We start from the raw sequence: 24,555 nt of genomic DNA, 5'->3' as shown, positions 1-24,555 counted from the left end.
CTCTCGCCACCCCAAAAATATGCTCATCCCCTCCACAAAATCACCGAACCGACAGATTTCTGGCTTGACCCAACGAGAATCTCACCCCTCTCGCAAAGCGTGTCGAAGACAACCCTTCACCCGATCGCTCCTCTCACCAAAATCACCGTACAGTCACAGCGTCGAGCAATCTCTTCGGGAATGTTGCCGTTAATCGCTTGTTGCAGCAGTCCTTCGCGAGTGGCACCCAAGACGATCACATCGCACTGATCTTTTTGGGCCAGATCGATCACCGCTTCAGACACCGAATTGGCACAAACCGCAGTCAGCGCAACCGGACAATTTAAGCGAGTGCCTAAGTAAGTCATCGCATCATCGAGCGCCGCCGCATCGGGCAGATTGCGATCGGGGTAATGCACCTGACACAGACAAATTTCGGGACGGTGAGCTAACTGAGTCAACGCAGGCAACAGACGAATCGCTTGACGAGAATTGGGGCCGCCCGCTGTGGGAACAAGCCAGCGATCGCACGGGAAGTTCTTCAGTTTTTGATGACTCCCTCTGTATTCTCCACTGCCAAATTTGATCAAGATGACATCACAACTAGCTTGCCGAATCATCGTATCGACGACGTTACCAAAGACACGACCGGGAGTTGTCGTAAGCCCTTTCCAGCCCATGATGATCAGATCAATATGGCGCTCCTTGATCACTTCTAAAATCGTGTGGGCAATGTCATGCGTCACCCGAACCTGAGTGTGAACGGGAATTTGCCACTTTTCGCCCAGCCGAGAAGCGTGTTTGAGCAAGCGACGACTGATGGTTGTAGAAACAGAAGTTTCCGCAGGGGCTTGATAGCGGGGCACGAGAATTACTTGCAGACATTCCAACTCGTAGTGACGATCGTGAGCAATCGCCGCCGCCATTTGTAATAAAGATTCTGCGGTCTGAGGATTGGCGATCGGCACCAACAATCGACCCCGACCAATCGCCGGAGAACGGGTTTGATACACCACGTAGGAGGGTTCTGGTTGTGGGCCAGTCTGTTGGGCCGTGCCGCTGAGTTTGTCGGATTCGGCTCGAATGATGTCGGCGCGGGTGATGATCCCGATTAGTTTGCGGCGATCGACCACGGGCAAGCGGCTAATTTTATAGCGATTCAGCAGATAGAGAACCTGCGTTAAAGGGTCAATTGGAGTCACCGTTACAGGCTGCGGAGTCATCACCGTTTCGAGAAGCTGATCGCCGGCTTGCCGTTCGTGAATGTTGGCGAGATCGGTTTGGGTGACAATGCCGACGAGTTTGCCGTCATCCACAACCGGAAAGCCTCGATGATGCGATCGTGAGAATGCCTGAATCGCTTCGTCTAAACTGATTTGACTGGATAACGTCTCGACCCGACGCTGCATAATATCGGCTGCCGTCAGTCCGGATAATCGATGGTCGATCGCTTCACTTTTTTGCAAGCTGATCCCATTCCAATCGAGCAGATGTTTGTAGATCGAGCCACCATAAATGCTTTCGGCCACCAGATAAGCAGTGACAGACCCGATCATCAGAGGCAAAACAAGATTGAAATCGGTGGTCATCTCAAAGACGATCACGATCGCCGTAATTGGCCCTCTCGTCACCGCACTAAAAAAGGCTCCCATGCCCGCCAGCGCGCAGGTTGTCACCAATCCATCTCCCACCCCCAGTCCCAAAGGAAGTCCTGACACCGCTTGCAAAGTTTGAGCCGCCGTACTGACTAGATAGCCGAGCGCCGATCCGAGAATCAGTGATGGAGCAAACAGTCCCCCTGGCGCACCCGACCCAAACGCCACCAGCGTCAGAATAAACTTCATCACAAAAATCACGGCGGTCATCTTCCAGCCCAGTTCGCTGGTCAGCCACACTTCTTGCAGACTAGCGTTGTCTCGCATCGCAGCAGGCAACAAAGCCACAACCGTCCCAGAAATCAACCCCGCACAGGCGACTCTCAAAGGCAGTCCGACGGGCATCAGTTGCCGATTGAGCGCCAAACTCAACAAAATTCCTCGACTAAATAGTGCCCCCAGCAGCCCCGCCAAAACGCCCAACACCATGAAAATGGGAATTTCTGCCACCGCAAAATTGGTGTACTCAATCAGCCCACTTGCATTGACATTCAGCCCTTGTCCGCCGAGCAATCGAGACACCACAGCCCCGATAAATGAGGCTAAGATTGCCGTTCCCAGAGTCAGCCCAGATACGTCTTGCAGCAGTTCTTCGACAACAAAGAGAACGCCTGCGATCGGTGCATTAAATCCGGCGGCTAATCCGGCGGCTGCGCCTGCGGCCATGAGTTGTCGTCGATGGTCGGGAGACGTGGGCACCCAAATGCTGAGTTGGGCAGCGATCGCCGCTCCGATTTGCACTGTGGGCCCTTGTCGTCCCAGCGTGAGTCCTGATCCTAGTGACAAAAGCGTGCTGAGAAGTTTGACCAGCGCCACCCGTGCATTGAGCGCAACCGGAGCGTAACCTAGGGCCGCTTTGACTTGAGGAATGCCACTTCCTGACGCTTCGGGGGCTGCCCGTTCGATCAGCAAGCCTGCGAACAAACTGCCCAAAAGCCCGATCGCAGGCAGCACCACCCAGACCGGATACTCATGGGCAATTTGTAACCGCCAGCCGCTAATCCAGGCGACTCCTTGTTTGAGCGAAACTGCCGCCAGACCCGAAATCAATCCAATCAGACAGGCCTCAAAGATCGCAAGCTGCTTGGGCTGAAGAAGCCGCACGAACGAGGAAGAGAGAAGAGGCCGCATAGCGCAAAGAGAAAGAGGGACGATGGGAAAATGAAGCGTTCCGTCAGTCTGTTGCTATTACGATAGTTGGTTTTTGCGGCGCGCTAAACAGTGAACTCGGCAAATTCTCCTTGGGGGTCGGCTTGGGGCAGTTTGGGCTTGACCGATTGAAACTGGGTGCTTTGGAGGAGTTGAGCGATCGACAGGTGAGGATTTTGATACAGCAGATTCAAGACAGTCATAAAGTCGCGGACAATCTCGCCTGGTGTGACCAGTTTATCGGCTCCGATGCGATCGCCCATCACTTTTAAGAATTCCTGTAAATCCTGGGTGGACAGTCCTTTAGCGTAGTTGTAGTGAGTTTTATGAAGCTCGGCGAGTCGCTGGAGCAGTTGTAATATTTGCGATCGTGTCAGCGGTTCTAGACGAATTACCGGAGCGATCGTATCGACCAGACCAGATTGGTGAGTTAGCCGACTTTCTGCGGTGCGTCGTTGCCAAGCCGGGTCGCTGTATAGTCCTCGTCGCGGGTCTTCTAGAAACTGAGGAGTGCCGCCGATCAAGATTCCCAGATGTCCGACGCGCCCCTGCATGGTGTCGTTAAACATCGCCAACAGCTTGTCATAGTTATTTTGCCGCGAAACCGTCGTCGTAATCTTAAATAAGTGAATCACCTCATCTAAAACGATGATCAATCCCTTGTAGCCAATGTCGGCTACAAATCGCGCCAGCAGCTTGATGTAGTCGTACCAGGTTTCATCATCAATGATCACCCGCACTCCCAGCGCCGCCTTAGATTCTGTTTTGGTTGAAAATTCTCCTCGAAGCCAGCGTAGGGCCGATTCCTTTCGGGTGTCGTCATCGTTGCGATAGCCTGACCAGTAAGCGATGATCACGTTGGCAAATTCAAATCCATTTACCAGGTCGGCGACATCCTGCGTCACTTCTCGAATTTTGGCTTCTACGTGAGCATCAAAGCCCTGGTCGTTTGGCTTCAACCCTGTCTTCTGAGCCACCTGAGTTTGAATGGCGGCAATCCAGCGTTCTAAAATTGTGGACAGCGCCCCACCATCCGGACGGCTCTTGGTTGCTAAATTGTGCATCAACTCTCGATAGGTGGCGATGCTGGCTCCATTTCCTCCAGAGAGGCGACGATCGGGCGTAATATCTGCGTCTGCTACGACAAACCCCTGCTCGATCGCGCTACTTCTCAACAATTGCAGCGTAAAGCTTTTTCCTGCCCCATAGCGACCGATCACAAACCGAAAGGCGGCTCCTCCAGCGGCAATGTTGTCTAGATCCTGCTGAAGGGTTGCCAGTTCTTTTTCTCGCCCTACGGCAATTTGGTCGAGTCCCAATCGTGGCACAACGCCTGCGCCCAATGCGTTCATCAGAGCAGTCGAGACTCGTTTGGATTTGAGCGGTGCCATAGGATGTTTAGAAAAAGATCAGAACGTGAAGCTGAATCGCCACTAGCGTATCACTCGCCTGTTATTTTAGTCGCGTTGCAACAGACTAACCCGATCGCAAAGTGACGCTATTTAAGGGATCGTCGCATCTCGATCGTTTGAAGTGTCGTCGATCACACCCTGAGAAATTTGGAGATCCTTCTTTAACCTCTCTTAAAAAGAGAGAAAAGTCAGTAAATTGCTAAGTGGCTTTATGTTCTGGAAACACCGCATCTTAATGTCTCTCAATCTCCAAGATTAGCTTTGAATCCTGGTTTTCGCCCTTTTTAAGAGAAGCTAGGGGGAGCCGACAGCCAGTAACTCACCAAAAATATTGACTTGCGATCGACGGAGCCTGATCAATGCGGAAAAGCGGAACGATCGCGGTAGGTGGTTAAGCGTTAAATAGATAAAAAAGCAATCAATGAAAGGCGGAAAAAACTAAATGAATTGTCTGTCTATGCTGCTAATTTTTGCTACAGCACTATTCCAAAAAACTAACAATAGCGGCATTACTGACTTATCAGGAGTTTCACAAAAACTTTAGAGAAATTCATTAAAAATCCATAGATTTACGATTTCCTCATAAACTTTTTCGTGTACCACTTACACTTTCAATAAATTAAAACTATCTTGTAGCAGACAGAAGAAGCAATCTTGTGCGCCCACACTTCAGGGTGTTTGGAATCAACTCAGAGGATTGGAGACTCGATCATTCAATCATTCTTACTTTTTCAACTCGCTGGGTAAAACATCTCAGTTAAAACCCGCAAACAGGGAGCATTTTATCCGGGGATGTCGTCAAAGTCTGAGTAGTAATGACTAAGTAATACGGGTGAAAGTTTTATGAAGCTTCTCCAGACCGTTTGACTTCACCATCGGAGTCTTTTTCCATACCGATTAGTTCCTGAATTTATATCGCACTTTCGCCGAGGGAAGCCTCATGCTCAAGCAATTTAAACCTGCGCTGGCAACCATTGGGGCTGCTGTCATTACGATCGTTACGGCTGCTACCGCCAACGCAGTCATTGTGAATCCTGTTTATCAAGTCGATGACGGCACCACTGATGGCACCATTGGGTTAAACGATTGTGGCTCAGTAACATCGGGCCAAGTGTTAGGCGACCTAACCTGGCTCAATGAGTTTAATACTGAGCCAAACGGAGATTGGATTAAATCAGTCTCGATCTCTTGGGGGATGCCTGCTGTAAATCCTTGTCTCGATCAGCCACTCGTCAGCATTGATGCCCAACCCGCCAAGTTGTCTCTATATCAATTTGATGAGGCGACAGAAACGCTGGATCTGCTGACTCAAGTCGAGACAACCGCGAAAGCATTGGGGACAGATGTCTTTGACACGATCGACTTTGACCGACCCACGCAGGTGAAAGGGCGTTTCTTTATCGGCGCACTGCTTCCCAATCAGGTTGCGGGGCAGTTTCCAGCAGCGTTTGATACAGGTGCTCTAAAGGGTCAATCGTGGCTTGGTTTTAATAGCCGTTTTGCTCTTCCGGGTACTCCTCAACCCACCTTTGACGGTTCGTTTCCCCTAAACACGATTAGTAAATTTGAGGGAAACTGGCTGCTACGGGCCAACAGCACTAAAAATCCAAATCCTCCCGTTCAATCAGTCCCGGAGTCGAATCCGGCGATCGGTCTGTTGGCGATCGGTGCATTAGGAACAGGAGCCGTACTCAGGCGCAAATTGCGAAAGAATAACTAAAGTTTCTATCGCTTGGCGATGCGGGCGATGATGAGCGTCTGAACAGTTTTGAGATATTCCTGGGTGATCGTCGGCAGGGTTGAGCCTGATCCAGGTTCGAGAATCATGTCGCCGATCGTATCCAAAGCGCGTTCGTTAATCGAGTCGATCAGTAGTTCGGGCATGGTCAGATTGGCTTCGGCAATTTTCTTTAAAGCAGGATTGGGATTGGTTTGCTCGGCGATCGCTCTCAATGCTTGAAACTCAAACTCTGGAAGCCCGGTAATCAGCTGTGTCCATTCGTCAGGCGGTGCAGCAGACCGCAGGCGAGAAGAGGATGGCTTGAGCGGCGAGGATTTTGCGTTGAGTTCGTTTTGCAGAAGGGCGATCGCCTGGTCAAGCGAGTCTTTTTCGGTGCGGCGATCGAGAATTTGGGTTTCTAGCTGGCTTAACTCAACGTGGAGCGAAGAAATTTGTAGCTGTAGCTGCTCGATCGCCGTCTGCAACGATTTTGATCCGGTTTCGACCTGTTGACGTTTGGGTTCGGCGGCGCTGAGAAATTGGTTAAGCTCCGATCGATAGCGCTCTAGTTCTTGTAGTTGGGGGCGGAGTTTTGATAAATCTGCTTCAAGCTGCTGCTTTTGGGTCGTTAAGTGCTGGATGTCTTGCAGAATCTGTTCTTTGAGATTTCTTTGCTCTAGAATTTGTGCCTGGGTCTGGTTGAGTTCTGCTTGAGTGGTGGTGAGGCTGAGTTCGGCGCGCTGTTTGGCGGTTAGTGTGGCCGCGAGAGAACGATTTAACGCTGCCTCCTGAGTTTCAAGCTGCTGAATTTTGGTTTGCAGTCCAAAAGCTGGATTTTGCGGCGATTTTGTCTGAGTTTGAGGGGCGGCAAGATTCCAACTGACGCGCGGGGGCTGCCAGGATGGTAACGCTGAATTTGCCGCTTGGGGAGGAGGAAGGGTGGCAAGACGATCGCGTTCCTCCATCAAAACCGTCAGTTCGTCATAAGTCTCTGCTCGTCGCCGCTGCAAACTGCGGATGTGCATCATCAATTCCTCGGCCCGCTGCTGAAAGAGACGCTGGTAACGACGTTCTGACACCGCCGCCCCAACCAGACTGGCAACCAGGGTAATCAGTCCCGTGGAAACGGCTCGACCAAAGTCCCTCCCGGTCAGCAAACTGAGACAAAAGCTGACCACCAGGGCGATGAAACTGACGAGAAGGCGGCTTTTGAACATGGCGATCGGCTTCGGAGGGAGGAGGGAGGAGGGAGGAAAGAATTGCTTGATGGGTGGGTGAGGGGCGATCTTTCTGATTTTTTGGGTGGAAGTTGGCTGCTGAAATTAGCCGGGTTGATTTGTCTTTTTGAGTAAGCGATCGAAGACCTGCAAGATCCAGATAGCGAGGATAACACTTAGGGACAGGAACAGCCAAAAATGATTGGCCACGGTAGGAGACTGATCCAATGCCCAACCCCCTAGAGGCGGCCCGATAAAGTAGCCGATCGCCCAACATTGAGAATTGACACCTAGATAAACGCCGCGCAGCGATTCGGGAGCGAGTTCGACGACGAGGGCAGACGCGACTGGGGTGTACGTAACAGTTGCGATCGCCAACACGCTCAACGCCAAAACCGCCCAAATGAGGTGAAAGCTAGAAGCGCTGCCTGTAACGCTAATAAGAAAAAATCCTAACCCCCAGATCAAGGCAGACAGCATTAACACTTGGGGACGACGCAACCGATTAAGAAAGCGGGCGATCGGAAGTTGGCACACCACAGAAAAAACCAGATACCAGGCAAACAACGCGCTGATGGTGGCGGGGGCAAATCCTTTCTGAGCATCACCCATCCGCAAAAAATTGGTGAAGTAAAGTGGAGCCGTGCTGTCAACTTGCACAATATAGCTGGTAAACATGATGTTGACGATCGCGTAGATCAGCAGGCGACGATCGCTTAGAGCAGTTTTCCAACCCGATTGAGTAGATTGTTTTTCGTGAGACGGATTGGTTTCGGCAATTGAGCGGTAGATGACGGCAAAGAAGACTAAAAATGAAATGCCATCCACGATAAAGAGCGATCGATAGACTCCGGTCGTACTGATCACCAGACCGCCAAAAACTACGCCCAGTCCTAAGCCCAGCGCATCTGACAAGCGCGTAATTGAGTAGGCTTCGTTGCGTTGATCCGGCGTGGTCAAGTCAGCAACAACGGCTTCGGTAGCGGGCCAATATAGTCCCATGCCCATCCCCATGAGCAGATTGCCGATCACGAAAGCGGGGAAACTGTTGGCAAACGCCAGATTAAAGGAGGCGATCGCCGAAATCACCGCCGACAACAACAGCGTTCGTCTTCTTCCCCAGAAAGCAGAATCCGCGAATGAGCCACCCAGCGCCCGTCCGATCACGCCAGAAATCGAAGCACTCCCGATGCCCAGTCCGACCTGTGTGGCAGACAATCCGACCTGATTGACGAAAAAAATGGGCGCGTAGAACAGCGTAAATCCTGTTCCAACTTGAGACAGCAGACGACCGAGGGCCAAAATCCAGACCTGAGCTGGGAGACGAGGCAGAAAAGCAGGCAGAGAAAGTTTCATGAACTAACAAAGAGGGGACTTGTGCAAGGTTCCAGTTTCTACTGAAATGTTGCTCCTCATACCTATCGTGCGATCGTTTCCTCACACATCTTGCCTACGACAGGAAAAAATTCATGAACGATGAACCGACTTCCTGCACAACTCCTCAAGGCGTTGCTGAACCATGGGATGAATTGCCCAAATGCAAAGGGGAACTAAATGTTCAAAGTCCTCCAATTTTGGGGGATTTAGGGGGCGAAAAGATTAACAACTCCCACACATTCATCCCTTCAATCAGCAACGCCCGCCTCAACCTGGTGAATAACTTCGCAGCTATCAGCCTGCCTTTGCACACTCAACCAATTTTACCAGTTGCACAAAGATAGGCTTTGGCTACCATAATCGCGAATTCAGGTCACTCATCCTCCATCTGATCGCTCAGTAGAATTGGCAAACTGACGCTGATAATTCGCTCTGTTTTGTCAAGTTTGACCAAGCGATCGCCCTTCTCGTCTTTGCCCTTCACTTCAATCTCATCAACATCAATGCGCGCCAGATGATTCTCATTCGTTAATAGAAACACCAACGCTTCGGGCAACGCTGCTACGATTCCTGCGAGTGCATCTGTGCGATTGGTAAACGAGAAGACCTGTGTACCGAGTTCGCCAGGATTGGCTCGACGCAGCGCACGAACAGGCATTTGCTTGACATACCCCTGCTCAGACACCATCAGGAATGTATCTTCTAACAGCGCGATCGCCCAGCCAACAATCGTTTCTTTTTTGCTGACCCGCATTCCAGAACTGCCCTGGGACGTGCGAGTGGCGATCGGAAGCTGTAGATCATTCACTTCAAAGCGCAGCACTCGACCGCTCGACGTGGCCAAAATTACCTGTTCACCAATCTGCGTTAAGCTTGCCAGTTGTAGTTGGTCATCATCTTTGAGTTTGAGCGCTGTTAAACCGCGACCTGTCAGGTCTGCAAATTCGGTCAGCGCCAATCGTTTGATTCGTCCCTGTTGCGTCAGCAATAAGAGAAACTGATCGTCTAAACTTTCGGGCAAAATAAAGCTGCCTGCGATTGAGTCCGGTTCCCCTTGAGCAGAGTTTGGAAGCAACGTAACTAAAGGAGTGCCGCGCGATCTACCCGACGCTTGAGGAATCTCAGACACTTTCACCGGATACGCTTTTCCGTTGCGCGTCATCACAACTAGCGTTTCATTGGTTGTTGTATATTGCGTTTGCACACCAAAGTCTTCACCGTCTTCTAACCCATTCGTCGCACTATGATCGTTTCGACCTCGGCTCTGTTTGTCGTAGGCTTTGGGAGAGTATCGCCGCACGTATCCCCGCTGTGTAATTTCGACGACTGTTTCTTGGGCTTCTTCGAGTTCGATCGCTAACGAAAAATCATTTTGAGCTTTGGGTTTTGAGCGTTGAGCATCCGGTGTTGACTCTTCTAGGCTGACGGGCTGTTCTCCGGTGAGAATTTTGGTGCGGCGATCGTCGGCATATTTTTTTCGCAGAGCGCGCAGATCTTTCTTCAACGCTTTGAGCAGTTCGCGGCGATCGCCCAATAATTTCCGCAACTCCTTCATCTGGACGGTCAGTTCATCAAATTCGGTTTGCAGACTTTGGCGCTCCATCGCAGTCAATCGGCGCAACGGCATCGAGAGAATCGCATCAGACTGACGATCGCTCAGATCCAACCGTTCTTGAAGCTGAAGTTTTGCGGTACTGCCATCGGGCGCATTGCGAAGAATGTCGATCACCACGTCCAAATTAGACAAGGCTTTCAGCCGACCTTCGACGACGTGACTTTGATTTTCTGCCTGGTCTAACTCGTGTCGATAACGGCGAGTCAGCGTCGATTCTCTAAAGCTGAGAAATTCTTGGAGCAGTTCTCTCAGGGTCAGTTGTTTGGGCTGACCGTTGCTCAAAGCCAGCAAAATCACGCCAAAATTGCTTTGCAGGGCAGTTTGTCGATGCAGCGCATTCAGAACTTTTTGAGGAGTTGCATCTCGCCGCAACTCGATTACGACTCGGATACCATCGCGATCGCTTTCATCCCGCAGATCCCCAATCCCGTCGATTTTTCCCTGGTTGACCAGTTCAGCAATCTTCTCGATCAGCGCGGCCTTATTCACTTGAAAGGGCAGTTCGCTAATAATAATCGCCGTGCGTTTTTGCTTGCCGCGACCCACATTCACTTCTTCGATGCTGGTCACGCCTCGCACCGGAATGCTGCCTCGACCAGTGGTGTAGGCATCTCGTACCCCTTCGGTACTGATAATTTCGCCCCCCGTTGGAAAGTCGGGAGCCGGAATCAGCGCAAATAATTTTTCATCCGAGAGGTCAGGATTATCGATCAGCGCGATCAGCCCGTCCACCACTTCGCCCAGATTGTGAGGCGGAATATTCGTGGCCATTCCCACCGCAATTCCGGAACTGCCGTTGAGCAGGAGAATGGGTAACTGTGCGGGGAGAACGGTCGGTTCTTGTTGTGAATTGTCAAAGTTGCCGATAAATTCAACCGTGGCTTCTCCGATTTCGCTGAGCAAAGCTTCGTTGCCGATCGGGGCCAGTCTCGTCTCGGTATACCGCATCGCCGCCGGAGGATCATTATCGACCGAGCCAAAATTTCCGTGACCTCCCAGTAAAGGATAACGACTCGAAAAGTCCTGCACCAGACGCACCAGGGCATCATAAACAGATTGATCCCCGTGAGGATGGTACTTACCCAACACATCCCCCACTACCCGCGCACATTTACGGTAAGGGCGATCGGGGACTAGCCCCAACTCATGCATTGCGTATAAAATCCGACGATGAACTGGCTTGAGACCATCCCGCACATCGGGCAACGCTCGACCCACAATCACGCTCATGGCGTATTCCAGATACGATTGTTGCATCTCCGTATGTAGGGCAGTCGTGATAACCTGTCCTGTTGGGAGAATGTTTAACTGAGTCGTGTCTATCCGTCGCGCCATGAGCCTTGTCCCTTCGTTCCGAACGTTACAAATCTTTGTTCTAACTTCAGTGTAATCACACTTACCATGCTTGCACCCTTTAAGGTCTTATCCCTGTTGAGCGACAACGCAACCTATCGAGTAATTTTTTCGTCTGACTCCCAAAGAGGAATTCGCGTATGAAAACCGTTTTAATTGTGGAGGATGATTTGATCAATGCTCGTGTTTTCTCCAAAATTTTGACGAAGCGGGGCGGGTTGGCGGTCAAGCATACCGAAGATGTGGAAGAAGTGATTCAGATTGCCCAGGCGGGAGAAGCGGATATTATTTTGATGGATGTGTCGCTGTCGCGCAGTGTTTACCAGGGCAAATCGATGAATGGCATTCAACTCACCCAACTGCTGAAGGCCGATCGCCAAACTTCGACGCTGCCGATCATTTTGGTCACGGCCCACGCGATGGAGGGCGATCGCGAAACCTTCCTTCAGCAAAGTGGCGCAGATGGCTATATCTCGAAGCCAGTGGTCGATCATCAGGCGTTTGTCGATCAGATTGTGGCACTGTTGCCGGGTGGGTGAGTTCATGAGGGGTGCAAACGCAGGGCTATGTAGATACACTCGTACTACTTTATTTTCATTTTAGCAAGTCCGACTTTATATAGTTTGGTTGGGTGAGTCGCCAAAAGTACGGAGAACAGCCAAATGGCAACAGTTTTGATTGTGGACGATGATCCAGGAAATGTACGGGTTTTTTCTGCCGTTCTTAAAAGAAGGGGCGGGTTGGCGGTCAAATTTACTGAGAATGTTGAGGAAGTGTTGCAGATTGCCCAGGCGCGATCGGCGGATTTGATTTTGATGGATGTGTCACTGTCGCGCAGTCTCTATCAGGGCAGAATGGTGGACGGCATTCAAATCACTCAAATGTTGAAGAACGATCCGCAAACCTCTGACCTACCTGTGATTTTGCTGACGGCTCATGCGATGGATGGCGATCGCGAAAAATTTCTCCAGCAAAGCGGCGCAGACGGCTACATTTCAAAGCCTGTCCTCGATCATCAAGTCTTTGTAGATGAGATCATGGCGCTATTGCCTTCATAAATTGGGTATGAAATTTCAAAAAACGCCTTTAATTCTGCTGTTTAGCGCGATGGTATTGGGTGGTTTTGTCTACTTTTCCGAACTCAAAAAACAGCCTCCGACAACCGAAGCTCAATCTGAATCCAGCCCTATTTTTGCCTTCAAAGAAGAAGACGTTCAGACTTTCACCCTTCAAACGTCAAAGCAGACGTTCAGTTTTGAGAAAATTCCTGTCAGTCAGAAGGGGACATCTTGGCAAATGACCGCACCAGAGAAGACCCTTGCGGATGCTGGATCGGTTGCCTTTTTGCTGAATTTGATGGCGACGAGTCGGAGCGATCGTACCCTGCCCACACCCGCCAACCGCAAATCAGAATTTGGACTCGACCAACCTCTAGCTACCGTCGAAGTCAAAGCTAATCAGCAAACCCACCGCTTACTACTCGGCAAGCCCAATTTTAACCGCAGTTTTCTGTATGCCTTGGTCGATCCACCTGCGAAGCCGACTCAAGATCTCGCTGTGCTGTTGGTGCCGATCGACTTCAGAAATGCGGTTGATCGACCTTTGGCTGAATGGAAGCAACTCAAAGAGAAGCCCAAAGCCAGTCCCTCTCCGACTTCAACTGCTTCCCCGACTTCAGATTCGACCGCTTCCCCAACGCCCACCGCAAGTCCGACGGGTTCGCTAACGCCTAGCCCCACTGCATCGCCCACCCCGATCGTTTCACCGACTCCCAAAACCTCACCCAGTCCGAGCAATTAACTTGACTTTATCCATTTGAGACGAAAAGGATTCTAAAGCCTGTTTGGAGAGCCGATCGCTCAACTTTTTATAGCTTCAGCTTAAAAACCAAGATTGCAAAAAGTCAAAAGTGGATTTGAGCCACGAGAACTGCCTTCACTTTGGCTTTCTAGCCTTTGAATGGAGGGGAGCGAGCTTGAGATATCTTTAGTCTCCAATTGCTAAGATTTTCCCTTCAATTAAACAGTATTTTTTCAGGCGTTCTCCGGAAATTTCCGGGTTGTCTAATTGCACTATGAAATGTAGATAGTTAACTCTAAAACGAATTGTTAGCTATCCATCATGTCTAAGTCTGAAGAATCAAAGTCATCCTCAAAAGCAGAACTATGCGAGAAGCTGAATCAACTTGTTGTTGAAAAGCAACAGGAAGAACTACAGCTTCGACAAGCTCAGAATAAGGTGCAGTCAGAGCAAAGTAAGGACAAAGGCTGATTTTTCTACGCCACTTCTATCACTAGCTCCGGATGTTTTGAACCTAACCAGTATAGGTGAATGAAAATCGCCAGTTAAGGTTCTTCAGATGTCAAGAGCTGAATTGATTGAGTTACTGAATACGCTTGTATGGGAGAAGCAACAATTAGAGCAGCGCCTTAGGGAGTTGAAGAATGAAATTGCTCAAATCAAGAGACAACTTTAGCATAGAGGAATTTGCTAAGAAAGCCGGCGGATTAAATAATCGCAGCGTTCTCTAAACTCTGTGGCAGTCTCTTCAGAGATATCTTCAGGAATTCTGTCCTTGATCAAGGTGAATGCTAGAGCGTAAGTGTTAATTGGTAGCGATGGAGGAAGAGGTTCATTAAGTAAGGTGCGACTTTCAGAATAGAAACTGTAGTAAAGCAACTCTAAATATTTTTCAATTTCCCAGTAAAACTGCTCAATCACAGGCATTTCCAAGTCGCTCAGTTCAGTTGATCGAGCGATAACTTGCTGTCCTATTTTTTGAGCTAACAATCTTCCATTTGTAAGCCAATCCAAAACCTTCTTATAGTCAGGGGACAGATCACCCTCTATCTGATGTTCAATGTCAGAAATGTCTTGTTCAAGTCGCTTTATTTTCATCCGTCCATCGTTGACCTGAGCTTGATTTCTGTTTTGTTGTTGATTCTTACTACGTTCCTCAAGGAGTCTTTCAACAGTTGCTCGAATTCCTTGAGCAACATTATAAAAAGCTTCATCTAAGTTGTCCCAAGTTGTAATTGGCTTTGCATTTTTTGGAAGAGCTTGAAGCTTGCTAAATGGGGCATTCTGCCAATCAACGGGCCGCAGAATAATTGGAATGACACAAGCCTCTTTTGCTTCATGACGCTGCATCGCTTGTTGAAGTTCAATGCCCCAACAGTAATCGGAGTCGATAAAAGCATTGCTGATTAGCAGCAAGATAACGTCTGATGTGTTCAGGTTTTCATCAATTTGATTCGCCCACTCTGTTCCTGCTCTAATCTGACGATCGTGCCAAGCTGAAATTACACCTTGCCTCTTCAAACCTGCAAGATGACTCGCCAGTTCATCCCTTAAACCCTCATCTCGATGAGCGTAGGAGAAAAAAACCTGGATGGACTCTCCTGCCATTTTAGCTTTTGAGTAGATACTTTCCTTTGAGCAAATTATACATTCATGTGCTTTAGTTCACAATCTCTTGACTTCATCCAAGTTAAACCGCATGGCAGAGTCGGTCAGACCGATTGCCGAGCCGGACTTCTGGTATTTTCACCATGTCAGTGTTTGAGCTAGAGAACTGACAGTTTTCAGACATCCATTCTCTAAGACTCAAAATAGTGGGGTGTGAAGCTGCCGTGTAGTCCGTAGGGAACGTGGTGTTTGAGATGGAGACGAGCGATCGCGCCTTTTTCTAGGTCTTTGGCATCGAGAATGACAACATCGGTACGATCGTGTTCGCTGTCATAAACCATTGTGAATAACCAGCCGTCATCTTCATTACCTTGAAGCTCGGTGTAAAGTCCTGACGAGTTGGCAGTTCCACGCGGTACAAAGACAGGTTCTCCCACATAGCCATTGGGCGCAGCGCTCCAGAGTTGGCGATTGTTCGATTCGACATCTACTTTAAGAATGGCTTGAAGGGGCGCATTGCCTTCTGATGCGTGAGCCGCTCCCAGATAGGCATACCGATGTTTACGTCCTGCTTTTGCCGGATGCACAAACGGAAATTCACAGCAGCGAGATTCTAATAGCTGACGCTGAACTTCCTTCGTCTCTGGATTCATGCGAAACCGCCACAACTGACCAGGGGCAAGCGCTTCAAACTTGGTTTCCCGATAGTCAGCACCCGGTTCAACAGAGGGCAAATTGTCGTAGCAAACAGAATCGATGATGATTTCGTCGTCCTGCTCGTAAGCGTTGGCGTGGTGAAAGACGAATCCAGACTGCGTTTCGAGAACGATCGGTTTGGGGCGAGATGTCGTATCGCGAGGAATCAAAATCACCTTAGTCGGCTGGTCAGGTTGAAATTGAATACATTCCCCCGCCGATCGCGTCCCCATCAAAAACGGCAGCGGATTGAACTTAACCGGATTTTGGAAAAAGATGCAGTAGTTGGGCGTGATTGCAAAGTCATGAATGAAGGCAAATCCCGGCACCGGGTGGTCATGATGACGCACCACGTTACCTTCGACATCCAATTCGTAAATATTAATGGTGAAAGACAGTCCCGCTTTGATCGAGAAATTCACCAAACAGGGTGCGCCGTTGTCAAACTGTGAAGACGGATCAATCCAGGGATGTGCTGCGAACGATCCACCGGGTTGAATGGCACCGTCAAAGAACTCTAGCCCCAGGGTTTCGAGCGATCGCGGGTCGAGTCGATGCGGTTCTGCGGCTTCCCACAGGGCGAGTAGTTTGCCGCCCCAGTAAAGGATTTGAGTATTCGCGATGTTTTTAATCTTGGTATCAAAAATGTTTGCCAGCCAGCCTCCAGGCTTTTGGGTGCCAAACACACCTCTGTGCAAAATTTTTCCGGCTTTCTGTTCAGCAACGTATCCCTCAGTGCGAACAAAGCGATTGCGAAAGTGTGCCCGACCGTTTTTGAAAGCGATCGCACAAATCATTCCATCTCCATCAAACGGATGCTGAATTCGCTCTCCATTGACATCCAATAAGCCGGGGCCATTGCGATACAGCGTTCCTTCTAACTCAGGTGGAATTTCGCCTTCTATGTCATCAATCCAGTAATCATATTCCTGTTCTAGAGAGCGATAGCCCTTTTGCCACTCTTCTGTGTTGTAGGACGTAATTGGAATAGTAGAAGCGTGTTCGTAAAGTTGAAACCCTTGCATAACCCTTCGCGTTTAAATTCTTTTTACCGACGTATCAAACAAGCAATCTACAATCTATTCTATCGTTTCCTCAACAGCCGTTGGTCTCTTCGAGTTACCCGCCAAGGGGCGCGACAACTCTGAAACCAAATCCGGCAGAAATGGCTGTGCCAAATGCTTAGAGGCCGACGGATCGGAGTCGATCGCGAGAGTAGCTTGAGTCGATTCGTTCAGTTCGTCGTTCGCCGCAGGCAACCACCCCAAAAACGGCAGCGGCAACAGCGTCGTTAGATTGGTGATCACCACCAACACCCAGAGCTTGTCAAAGTTTGACTCATTCACGCCCAGCCAGTGAGTCAACACTGCACCAAACTCGTAGGAAACCAACCCCGCTAGATTCACGACTGACATTAACAAAGCAAACAGCGTCGCTTCTACTCCCAGAGGGCAGAGTCTCGCTGCCAAAACCAGCACAGGCATGTAGGCAATCTGTCCCAGAGCCGTCAACACCAAACTGTCACCCAAACTAAACCAGCGATCGTCGATTCCGAGCGTTCGATTGGCGTGGGTCACCAGCAGCAACATCGTCATTCCCAGTACAGAAGAAAGGACGATCGACCAGCCAAAAATCTTTCTAAATGGAACGGCTTTCAAGAAGCGCTGATAGAGCCAAATCCCCATCAAGGCTGCCACACTCGTCACTAACCGAACTCGTCCCAAAAACTCAGGCTCAAATCCCAACTCATTCGTCGAGAAGTAGAAAAAGGCTGATTCTGCTGTGGGAGTCGCCTGCCAGAGAAAGAGAAAAACCGTTGGCATCCAGATCGCTTTTTGAGTGACGGCCTGTTTGAGTTGCCCCAATTGATTCCGAACGATCGCCCAATCTGGCTTCTCACTGACGGGATCTTCGGCAATTAGCCAGGCTACCGCCGATACAATCAGCGGAAAGGTCGCCGTAATCGCAAACACCGTCCGCGTGTCGAACTGTTGTAACAACGCACCACTAAAGTACGCAGTCATCAAGCCCCCCACCGCAGACGACCCCCAACAAAGGGCTTGCAGCGATCCTGCCCCACTGACCGATTCAGTTCGCGCCCGTTCGACCACCAAAGAATCGACAATTACATCACTAATGGCGATCGACATGGAGCCAAGCGCGATCGTCAAGGTGGCCGCTAAGGGGGAGTGAACGATCGTCGCCAATGCAACCCAGGAAGCTGCGCCCAAAAAGCCCGATAGCACCAGATAAGGCCGCCGTCTATAGCCAAAAATGGGCAACCCATCCGAGACAAAGCCAAACAGCGGCTTGATCATCCAGGGCAGGGCGACAATCCCCAACAGGGCAGATACATCCGCTGGACTCAGCCCCAACTCGTCTTTCAAGAAAAAGCTGACTGCCAGACGCGACAATCCAACGATTCCTTGTACAAAGTAGACCAGCAGGATTGCGATCAGCTCGGTTGAGGGTTCGTGACCAAAGAAGAGTTTCTCTATTAGCGAGTCTTTGAGCTTGGTTAAACTGGAGGAGGATACAATCATTGATGATTTGTTACAAATATCAATCAATAGTTCCCATGATAGCGGCATATGCCAGAGAAGCTGAAAACCCCGTACATCTCGTCATAGATAAGAGAAACTTATCACAGACTTCAGAGATTTGGAGTTAATACTTTGACACTTTCTGTAATATTGCTTTACATTAGAGAAAGCTAATGCGTTCAAGAGTAACAGTCATGACTACAAACAAAGTAACTGCTCCCGTTGTCGAAGACCGCAATGCTTGGAAATTTGGTTTCACTCCCCAAGCAGAGCTTTGGAATGGTCGGTTTGCCATGATCGGTTTCGTCGCTGCTCTCATCACTGAATATTTCTCTCACGAAGGTGTGCTTCGCTTCCTAGGTCTGATGTAGGTTTCCTTTTAGTTAAGTTTTGGTCAACCTTAAAAGCTAGTCGATCGGGTTCTTCTCACGAAGGGCCCGTCTTTTTATGGCGACTCAAAATCCATCCAGCACCTTCAATAGTTTTAGCTAAATCACACAATGGTCAAGAACTACTTTCTAAAAGCTTTCACAACTCTATTCTTTAAAATTCCTGGAATGAGAGCAGGGCCAGGTAGAAAGATAATTCCCAACTGCTGCATCAAGCCCAACGCATCGCCCTGACCCCAATGTTCTACGATTTTGCCGTCTGCAACACGATCGAGGTGCATGACTGATAGCTTGATTCTCTTACCTGATGCAGGAAGACCTTGAAACTCTCCTAAATGAGTTGCAGCAAACGTTCCACAAGTCACAACCTTATCGCCTTCGACAATTACCTGGTCAAAAACATGTTGACCTTCTAGAAACGCCAGGTAAAACGACAGTCCAAACTGCTTAAACCCTTCACTGTCGAGCGGCTCATGTGTGCCAGCCAGGTGAGCCACAAAGTTGGGGGCAAGCAGTGTCATCGTATGGTCAAGCTTGCGATCGTCAAACGCTCGATAAAACTGAAGAACAATATCTTTGGGTTGCTCGATCGTCATAAGCCGCTTAATTTTCACCCTTTTGGAAATACCGTCCAGAACATTTTTCTCAAAATAAAAGATCCAGCAGGTTTGTCGCTACTGGATCTCTCAAATTTGTGAACTCAGGGTTATCGGATGTATTCCTTCAAAACGCTGTTGCGGTTGGGGTGACGCAACTTACGGAGGGCTTTGGCCTCTATTTGGCGAATCCGCTCACGAGTCACATTGAAGATTTGTCCGATTTCTTCTAGCGTCTTCATGCGACCGTCATCCAGACCGTAGCGCAATCTCAGCACATCTTTCTCGCGAGGGCTGAGGGTTGCCAAAACGCCTTCCAAATCTTCGCGCAGCAGATTTTTGGACACTTGATCTTCAGGAGTTTCGCCGTCTGACTCGATGAAATCACCCAAACGAGAATCTTCTTCCTTCCCGATCGGCGTTTCCAACGAAATCGGCAACTGAGCAGACTTGGCGATGAACCGCAGCTTCTCGATCGTCATCTCCATGCGAGTTGCAATCTCTTCTTCTGTCGGCTTGCGACCCATTTCTTGAGACAGCAGCTTGGTCGTCTTCTTGATGCGAGAAATGGTTTCGTAAAGGTGAACCGGAAGGCGAATCGTCCGAGACTGGTCTGCGATCGCTCTTGTAATCGCCTGACGAATCCACCAGGTGGCGTAGGTTGAGAACTTGTAGCCCTTTTCGTGGTCAAACTTTTCAGCCGCCCGAATCAGCCCCAGACTGCCTTCTTGAATCAAATCCTGGAAGGACAGACCCCGGTTCATATACTTCTTGGCGATCGACACCACCAATCGCAGGTTAGACTGCACCATCTTATCTTTGGCCCGACGACCCAGATGCAAGCGATGTCTGAAGGCAGTCAGAGGCATATTCACCTCCACAGCCCATTCTTTGTCTTGAGGATCACGGTTCAACTTTTCAGCCAGCCGAACTCTAATTCTTTCGAGTTCTAGCAGATCTGCGATTTTGCGCGCGAGTTCAATTTCTTCGTCAGCCCGAAGGAGGCGAATCCGACCAATTTCTTGCAAATACAGTCGAATTGAGTCTTCGGTGTAGTGCTTTTTCTTGGCTTGCGCTCGTCGGCGGGCTGTCTGGGCCTTGCCTGACTTACCGTCATCATCAGCTTGCGCGTCAGAGTCGTCAGAGTCGTCTTCTAGGTCATAAAGCTCAACCTCGGTGTCGAGGGCTTCATCAGAAGGACTAGTGATGCCGAGTGCTTCGAGTACGTCGTTGGCCTGGGTCATGCCGCGTTCCTCATGCTCCTTAGATAGTGAAAGTGGAAAAAATTAAGCATTGGAGAACGATAGTCGTTCAATTCTAACTGCGGTAAGGCTGTCAGTTGTTCCCTGCTTTGACTGGTTGCAAGGTACGCGGGGACGTAGCTTTGAGCAACCCGTTTTGTTGACCATGAGAAAGTGGAGGTACACTGCTTCCCCAACCAAATATCTGTTGCTGGGTAGAGGCACCGATGCACAGTTCGCTATTGTCAAGTGTTTTAAATGTCTCCCCGATTGTAGCTTTTCTCACAAAAGTTGCACCCTTTTTCTGTTGCTTCATCTGCAAAGTTGAGAGAATAACGGATTCAAATCTTACTTGCTCCACGCTATTGCAGTGATAAGAAGGCAGGTGCCAATGGGACTAAGATTCCTGCAAGGAGACAAAGATTAATGGGCATAATCGCTGTTTCCAAGTGCTTCAGCAGGAAGTTCTGCCTGTGTATTAAGTCTCGCTCAAGTACCACCCCCACATCAACTTAACGATCGCGAAACTGTGAATTTACGGCTCTTAATGTAACGTTAGCCCAGTTTCATAAGTTTGATCCAGCCTATTCATTAAGTTAGATGATCTTTTTGAACTTCTGTGGTGGAAAAATGATCCGCCTTAATCATTTCATCCTATTCAATGCCGTCAGGTCTCCATTCTTGGAAGTATACAAGCTGTAACCGAGTGGGCGATATGCGATTAGAAGTTTTGATGAACCAGATTTCAATTCATCAAAAAATATGTCCTAGGGTCATGAATTAGATAAGCCTGACGAATCGATTTGTGCCTATGAGAACAAAACTGACCTTTACAGATTAAGGTGCTCCTCTACTTTGTAAAGGCTTTGTAAAGGCAGACTCTTCTAGCCGGGGTTTAAGCCGCTAACTAAAATCACAGGTTCAGTCGATCGCAAATCAACATTTTTAGTCGGCCGTTAGCGCCTATCCCGCTTCAAAAGGCAGGGAATTGATAGAGTGTCACCCCCTGAAGTATTGACTTGAGATAAAGCGATCAACTGACTTTTTCCTTCTTTTAGGGGGAGTTAGGGGAGATCTTCCAAGATTTCAAGCTGCGATCGAGGACGCTGCAAACAACGTGGGGCAAAGAATTATCGAGGCGATGCAGCGCACCACAAATCGTTAATAGTCGCAAACTGATAGCCCTGCTCTCTCAATGCTGGAATCAAGCGATCGACCGTCTTCGCCACGTCTCGTCCGCCAAAGTATCCATCATGAAGTACAATCACCGAGCCATTTTGCACCTGAGTCAGCACCCGTTGCACCACGGTCAAAACGCCAGGATGCACCCAGTCTTCTGGCACCACGCTCCACATGACGGGTCGATAGCCCCACTCAGTCAACAGACGAATGGTTTTGGGCGTAAACAAGCCATTGGGCGGGCGAACATCAATCAGCTTGCCAGAAGAAATTTGACAGGCTTGTGTGATGGCTCTCTGGGTTTTCTCTAATTCTTGTTTGAGTTCGGAGGGCTGCATTGCTGCAAAAGACCGATGATCGTAGCCGTGCAGTCCGAGCCAGTGCCCCTCTTCATAGATCGCCTGAGCGAGGTGAGGAGCGCGATCGACGCACACCCCCAGGCAAAAAAAACTCGCCGAGATTTGATGTCGCTGTAAAACCTCTAGCAGAGCAGACGTGTGCTGGGGGTAGGGGCCATCGTCAAATGTCAGGGCAATTTTAGGTGTTTCTTGACATCCGGCCCAGAGACAGTCGGGAAATCTGGGCTTTAAAACTCGATGAATCAGGGGATAAAGAGGAGCGAATTGCATATCTAGTTTTTGGGGATTGAGCGCTCTTAAATTTGGGGTCTCAGTCTCCAAGTCTAGTTCAGACAATCGATCGACACAGTTGACGAGCAGAAGCTGACTGAATCAGAGAAAATAACACGTCAAAGCTGAGCGGTTTCACCAGGAAGCCGTCAAACCCTGGATTTTCTTCTTGATGGAGCCAGCTTGGAGCGTGGGAATCACTCAGAGCAACCAGCATAATGTTGTCCGCGTCGGCGATCGTTCTCAATTGACGAACAAAGCTCTGCGACCAATTGCTGTGGTTTCCTTGAACAATCACCAGGCAGGGCGGGTTTTGGCGGACGCGATCGACCGCTCGATCAGGTGAGCTAACAATTTCAACTGGGCATCTCAACCGTCCTAAGAGAGACTCCAGCCCGTGAAAATCTTCGGTCTGATCAACTAAAAGCAGAATATAACTCGACGCGAATTTCATGGCGTAAAATACCAAGTCACTCGCTAATATAGCGGTTGTAAAAACTGCATTTTTTGGATGCTAAATTCATCAACAGCTCTCTCACCTTGCATTTGTAAGATCTGGCTGCTCATTCTTTGCTTCCATATTTCTTAGGGTTTGTATTTTAGTTACTTATATCATTTGACTCTTTAAGGAGATAATCTGTGATCGTTTCCATCAATTACTAAGATAAAAAAGTTATTGATTGCCTATAAAAACTTTGTGCAGCAGGCATTTCAAGTCATTTTGTCATCAAGAAAACATTTTAGAGTTAAGCATTTCGTCATTTTTGAAAAAACTTTAGAAGCAACTGGACGAAGGGAAAATAGACTGAAACTATCTGCTAAAGAATAGTGATTTGGAGATCAATCTACAGATTTATTTCGGTTTCATTTTTCCACTTTGATGAAACAGTAGAAGACTATCGATTTGCTTTAGATTTGTTTTGCGTTTTGTTAACGAAAGGGTCAGCGATCGCGCTAATTTCAAATTTGATTTAATCCGTCTTTATCTTTGACTTTTAATCCACCACCAGTTTTTGGGCTTGTGCCAGTTGTGGGGTTTTCCCAGTAAGGCCCGTCATCAATCTCAGGGCAAAGGCTTTGAGCGGAAAAATATGCTGTAGCGCCATTAGACCGAGACGACGAACCAGTACAATCGGCAAAATATTATTTGAGAAGACGCGATCGAGCAGGTCAGTAAAGCCCAAAATCACCAAATTTTCCCACTTACGCCAGCGTTCGTAGCGCTTCAAAACTTTGAGACTGGCGATATCTTCTCCCTGTTGGTGAGCGATTTGCAGAATTTGCGCTAGAGCCGCCGCATCGCGAATTCCCATGTTGATCCCCTGTCCGCCAACGGGATGACAACAATGGGCCGCATCTCCAATCAACGCCAACCCAGGTAACACATAATGACTGCTGTGCATTAGCTGCACCGGAAACACGTAGCGCTCTCCCTGGATAGACAATTTGCCCATCTGATCTCCAAAGCGGCGAGTTAGCTGCTCGATAAATTGAGAGTCGTCAAGTTGAGCGATCGCTTCTGCTTCACGTCGAGGAGCCGTCCAAACAATTCGGCATAGATTATTGGGCAATGGCAAAATCGCGAACGGCCCGCTTGACCAAAACCGCTCATAGGCAACGTTGTTGTGAGGTTTTTCTGGTTTGATCGTGGCGACGACACAAGACTGCCAATATTGCCATCCGTGGGTACGAATTCCAGCTTGTTGGCGGAGGGGCGATCGGGCCCCATCGGCTCCCACCACTAATCGAGTCCAAATCTGCCGAACTTCGCCCTCTACCAAAACTTCTAGCCTTGCGCCATTGGGCTGAAAGTCAGTTTTGAAAACTTTGGCAGGACACAACCAGGTGATGTGACTCTGGTGCAGAGCTTTTTGTAAGGCTGTCAGTAAAACGCGGTGTTCTGCAACATATCCAAGGTTTTCAGCGCCCAAGTCTTGTGGCACAAACTGCACCACATTGGGATGATCTGCATCAGATAAACGAATTTTGTGATAGGTGCCGAGCTGAGAACGAATCTGATCCCAAACGCCGATGCCGTCTAAAATGCGACTGGAAAGCGGCGAAATGTTGTAGGCCTGCCCTCTAGCGGTAGCCAGCGATCGCGCCTCAGCCTCAATCAAAACAACACTCAAGCCAGAGTTTCTCAGCGCACAGGCTAACGTAGCGCCAACCACACCGCCCCCAACGATCGCCAGGTCATAATCATAGGGGTCAGAATTCTCGCTCTTTTGATGGGAAGCGGCTTTGAGCGTTGCGCCTCTGTTGATTGGCTTCAGCGTCATGGTTAAAAGCAGATGCGAAACTTTACATCCATTGTTACGCGAAGCATCGGGGGGATCAAGCGATCGTGGAGCGAAATCTGGATTAATTTAACCTTTGCTGTTCAAAATCTTGAGC

19 protein-coding genes are annotated in these 24,555 nt (G+C 49.2%); 6 read left to right on the top strand and 13 right to left on the bottom strand.

Annotation, left to right across the window (positions count from 1 at the left end; genetic code table 11):
• Nucleotides 1–116: 116 nt before the first annotated feature.
• Both ACKFKH_RS27650 and ACKFKH_RS27645 read right to left on the bottom strand, forming a co-directional pair.
• Entirely contained in the window at nt 117–2,765 is a 2,649-nt protein-coding gene (locus tag ACKFKH_RS27650) for a chloride channel protein (protein WP_446861573.1), read from the bottom strand.
• An 83-nt stretch (nt 2,766–2,848) separates the two neighbouring features.
• Complete coding sequence (locus ACKFKH_RS27645) at nt 2,849–4,174, bottom strand: ATP-binding protein (protein WP_446861572.1); 1,326 nt, start codon at nt 4,172–4,174, stop codon at nt 2,849–2,851.
• Between the two features lie 961 nt (nt 4,175–5,135).
• Here ACKFKH_RS27645 and ACKFKH_RS27640 point away from each other — a divergent pair.
• Nucleotides 5,136–5,915: a hypothetical protein gene (locus ACKFKH_RS27640; RefSeq protein ID WP_446861571.1), complete on the top strand. Its 780-nt coding sequence runs from the start codon at nt 5,136–5,138 to the stop codon at nt 5,913–5,915.
• Between the two features lie 5 nt (nt 5,916–5,920).
• Here ACKFKH_RS27640 and ACKFKH_RS27635 read toward each other — a convergent pair whose 3' ends face one another.
• On the bottom strand, nt 5,921–7,132 hold the full coding sequence (locus ACKFKH_RS27635) for a tellurite resistance TerB C-terminal domain-containing protein (RefSeq protein ID WP_446861570.1): 1,212 nt from the start codon (nt 7,130–7,132) through the stop codon (nt 5,921–5,923).
• Nucleotides 7,133–7,237: 105 nt separating this feature from the next.
• On the bottom strand, nt 7,238–8,488 hold the full coding sequence (locus ACKFKH_RS27630) for an MFS transporter (RefSeq protein ID WP_446861569.1): 1,251 nt from the start codon (nt 8,486–8,488) through the stop codon (nt 7,238–7,240).
• Nucleotides 8,489–8,601: 113 nt separating this feature from the next.
• Between ACKFKH_RS27630 and ACKFKH_RS27625 the strand changes: the two genes are divergently transcribed.
• Entirely contained in the window at nt 8,602–8,853 is a 252-nt protein-coding gene (locus ACKFKH_RS27625; protein WP_446861568.1) for a hypothetical protein, read from the top strand.
• A gap of 29 nt (nt 8,854–8,882) precedes the next feature.
• Here the strand turns inward: ACKFKH_RS27625 and gyrA are convergent, their stop codons facing one another.
• On the bottom strand, nt 8,883–11,459 hold the full coding sequence (gene gyrA, locus ACKFKH_RS27620) for a DNA gyrase subunit A (protein ID WP_446861567.1): 2,577 nt from the start codon (nt 11,457–11,459) through the stop codon (nt 8,883–8,885).
• A gap of 158 nt (nt 11,460–11,617) precedes the next feature.
• On the opposite strand from gyrA, the gene ACKFKH_RS27615 reads away from it, so the two are divergent.
• The 3 genes from ACKFKH_RS27615 to ACKFKH_RS27605 all read left to right on the top strand — a co-directional run bounded on the left by ACKFKH_RS27615 (nt 11,618) and on the right by ACKFKH_RS27605 (nt 13,277).
• A complete protein-coding gene (locus ACKFKH_RS27615) occupies nt 11,618–12,016 on the top strand; it encodes a response regulator (RefSeq protein WP_446861566.1) in 399 nt (132 codons plus the stop codon).
• Nucleotides 12,017–12,139: 123 nt separating this feature from the next.
• Complete coding sequence (locus ACKFKH_RS27610) at nt 12,140–12,535, top strand: response regulator (RefSeq protein WP_446861565.1); 396 nt, start codon at nt 12,140–12,142, stop codon at nt 12,533–12,535.
• A gap of 7 nt (nt 12,536–12,542) precedes the next feature.
• Nucleotides 12,543–13,277 carry a DUF4340 domain-containing protein gene (locus tag ACKFKH_RS27605; protein WP_446861564.1) on the top strand — a complete coding sequence of 245 codons (735 nt, stop codon included), beginning with the start codon at nt 12,543–12,545 and terminating at the stop codon, nt 13,275–13,277.
• 690 nt (nt 13,278–13,967) lie between these two features.
• Here ACKFKH_RS27605 and ACKFKH_RS27600 read toward each other — a convergent pair.
• The 3 genes from ACKFKH_RS27600 to ACKFKH_RS27590 form a co-directional block, all read right to left on the bottom strand.
• Nucleotides 13,968–14,885, bottom strand: a complete 918-nt coding sequence (locus ACKFKH_RS27600) for a TIR domain-containing protein (protein ID WP_446861563.1) — start codon at nt 14,883–14,885, stop codon at nt 13,968–13,970.
• A 191-nt stretch (nt 14,886–15,076) separates the two neighbouring features.
• Nucleotides 15,077–16,606, bottom strand: a complete 1,530-nt coding sequence (locus ACKFKH_RS27595; RefSeq protein WP_446861562.1) for a carotenoid oxygenase family protein — start codon at nt 16,604–16,606, stop codon at nt 15,077–15,079.
• Nucleotides 16,607–16,660: 54 nt separating this feature from the next.
• Nucleotides 16,661–18,124, bottom strand: a complete 1,464-nt coding sequence (locus ACKFKH_RS27590; protein ID WP_446861561.1) for a folate/biopterin family MFS transporter — start codon at nt 18,122–18,124, stop codon at nt 16,661–16,663.
• A gap of 194 nt (nt 18,125–18,318) precedes the next feature.
• On the opposite strand from ACKFKH_RS27590, the gene ACKFKH_RS27585 reads away from it, so the two are divergent.
• Nucleotides 18,319–18,495 (top strand): chlorophyll a/b-binding protein, encoded by a 177-nt coding sequence (locus ACKFKH_RS27585; protein WP_446861560.1) that lies wholly within the window; start codon nt 18,319–18,321, stop codon nt 18,493–18,495.
• 140 nt (nt 18,496–18,635) lie between these two features.
• Here ACKFKH_RS27585 and ACKFKH_RS27580 read toward each other — a convergent pair whose 3' ends face one another.
• The 5 genes from ACKFKH_RS27580 to ACKFKH_RS27560 all read right to left on the bottom strand — a co-directional run bounded on the left by ACKFKH_RS27580 (nt 18,636) and on the right by ACKFKH_RS27560 (nt 24,440).
• The gene (locus tag ACKFKH_RS27580) at nt 18,636–19,109 is read right to left on the bottom strand and encodes an ester cyclase (protein WP_446861559.1); all 474 of its coding nucleotides are present in this window, start codon (nt 19,107–19,109) and stop codon (nt 18,636–18,638) included.
• A 110-nt stretch (nt 19,110–19,219) separates the two neighbouring features.
• A complete protein-coding gene (gene rpoD, locus ACKFKH_RS27575; RefSeq protein WP_446861558.1) occupies nt 19,220–20,353 on the bottom strand; it encodes an RNA polymerase sigma factor RpoD in 1,134 nt (377 codons plus the stop codon).
• Nucleotides 20,354–21,480: 1,127 nt separating this feature from the next.
• Nucleotides 21,481–22,158, bottom strand: a complete 678-nt coding sequence (locus tag ACKFKH_RS27570) for a polysaccharide deacetylase family protein (protein WP_446861557.1) — start codon at nt 22,156–22,158, stop codon at nt 21,481–21,483.
• A gap of 58 nt (nt 22,159–22,216) precedes the next feature.
• Complete coding sequence (locus ACKFKH_RS27565; RefSeq protein WP_446861556.1) at nt 22,217–22,612, bottom strand: response regulator; 396 nt, start codon at nt 22,610–22,612, stop codon at nt 22,217–22,219.
• A gap of 541 nt (nt 22,613–23,153) precedes the next feature.
• Nucleotides 23,154–24,440 carry an FAD-dependent hydroxylase gene (locus ACKFKH_RS27560; protein WP_446861555.1) on the bottom strand — a complete coding sequence of 429 codons (1,287 nt, stop codon included), beginning with the start codon at nt 24,438–24,440 and terminating at the stop codon, nt 23,154–23,156.
• Nucleotides 24,441–24,555 lie beyond the last annotated feature (115 nt).

The sequence above is a fragment of the Phormidesmis sp. 146-20 genome, from assembly GCF_052939475.1.
This window is presented reverse-complemented; position numbering and strand designations above follow the sequence as displayed.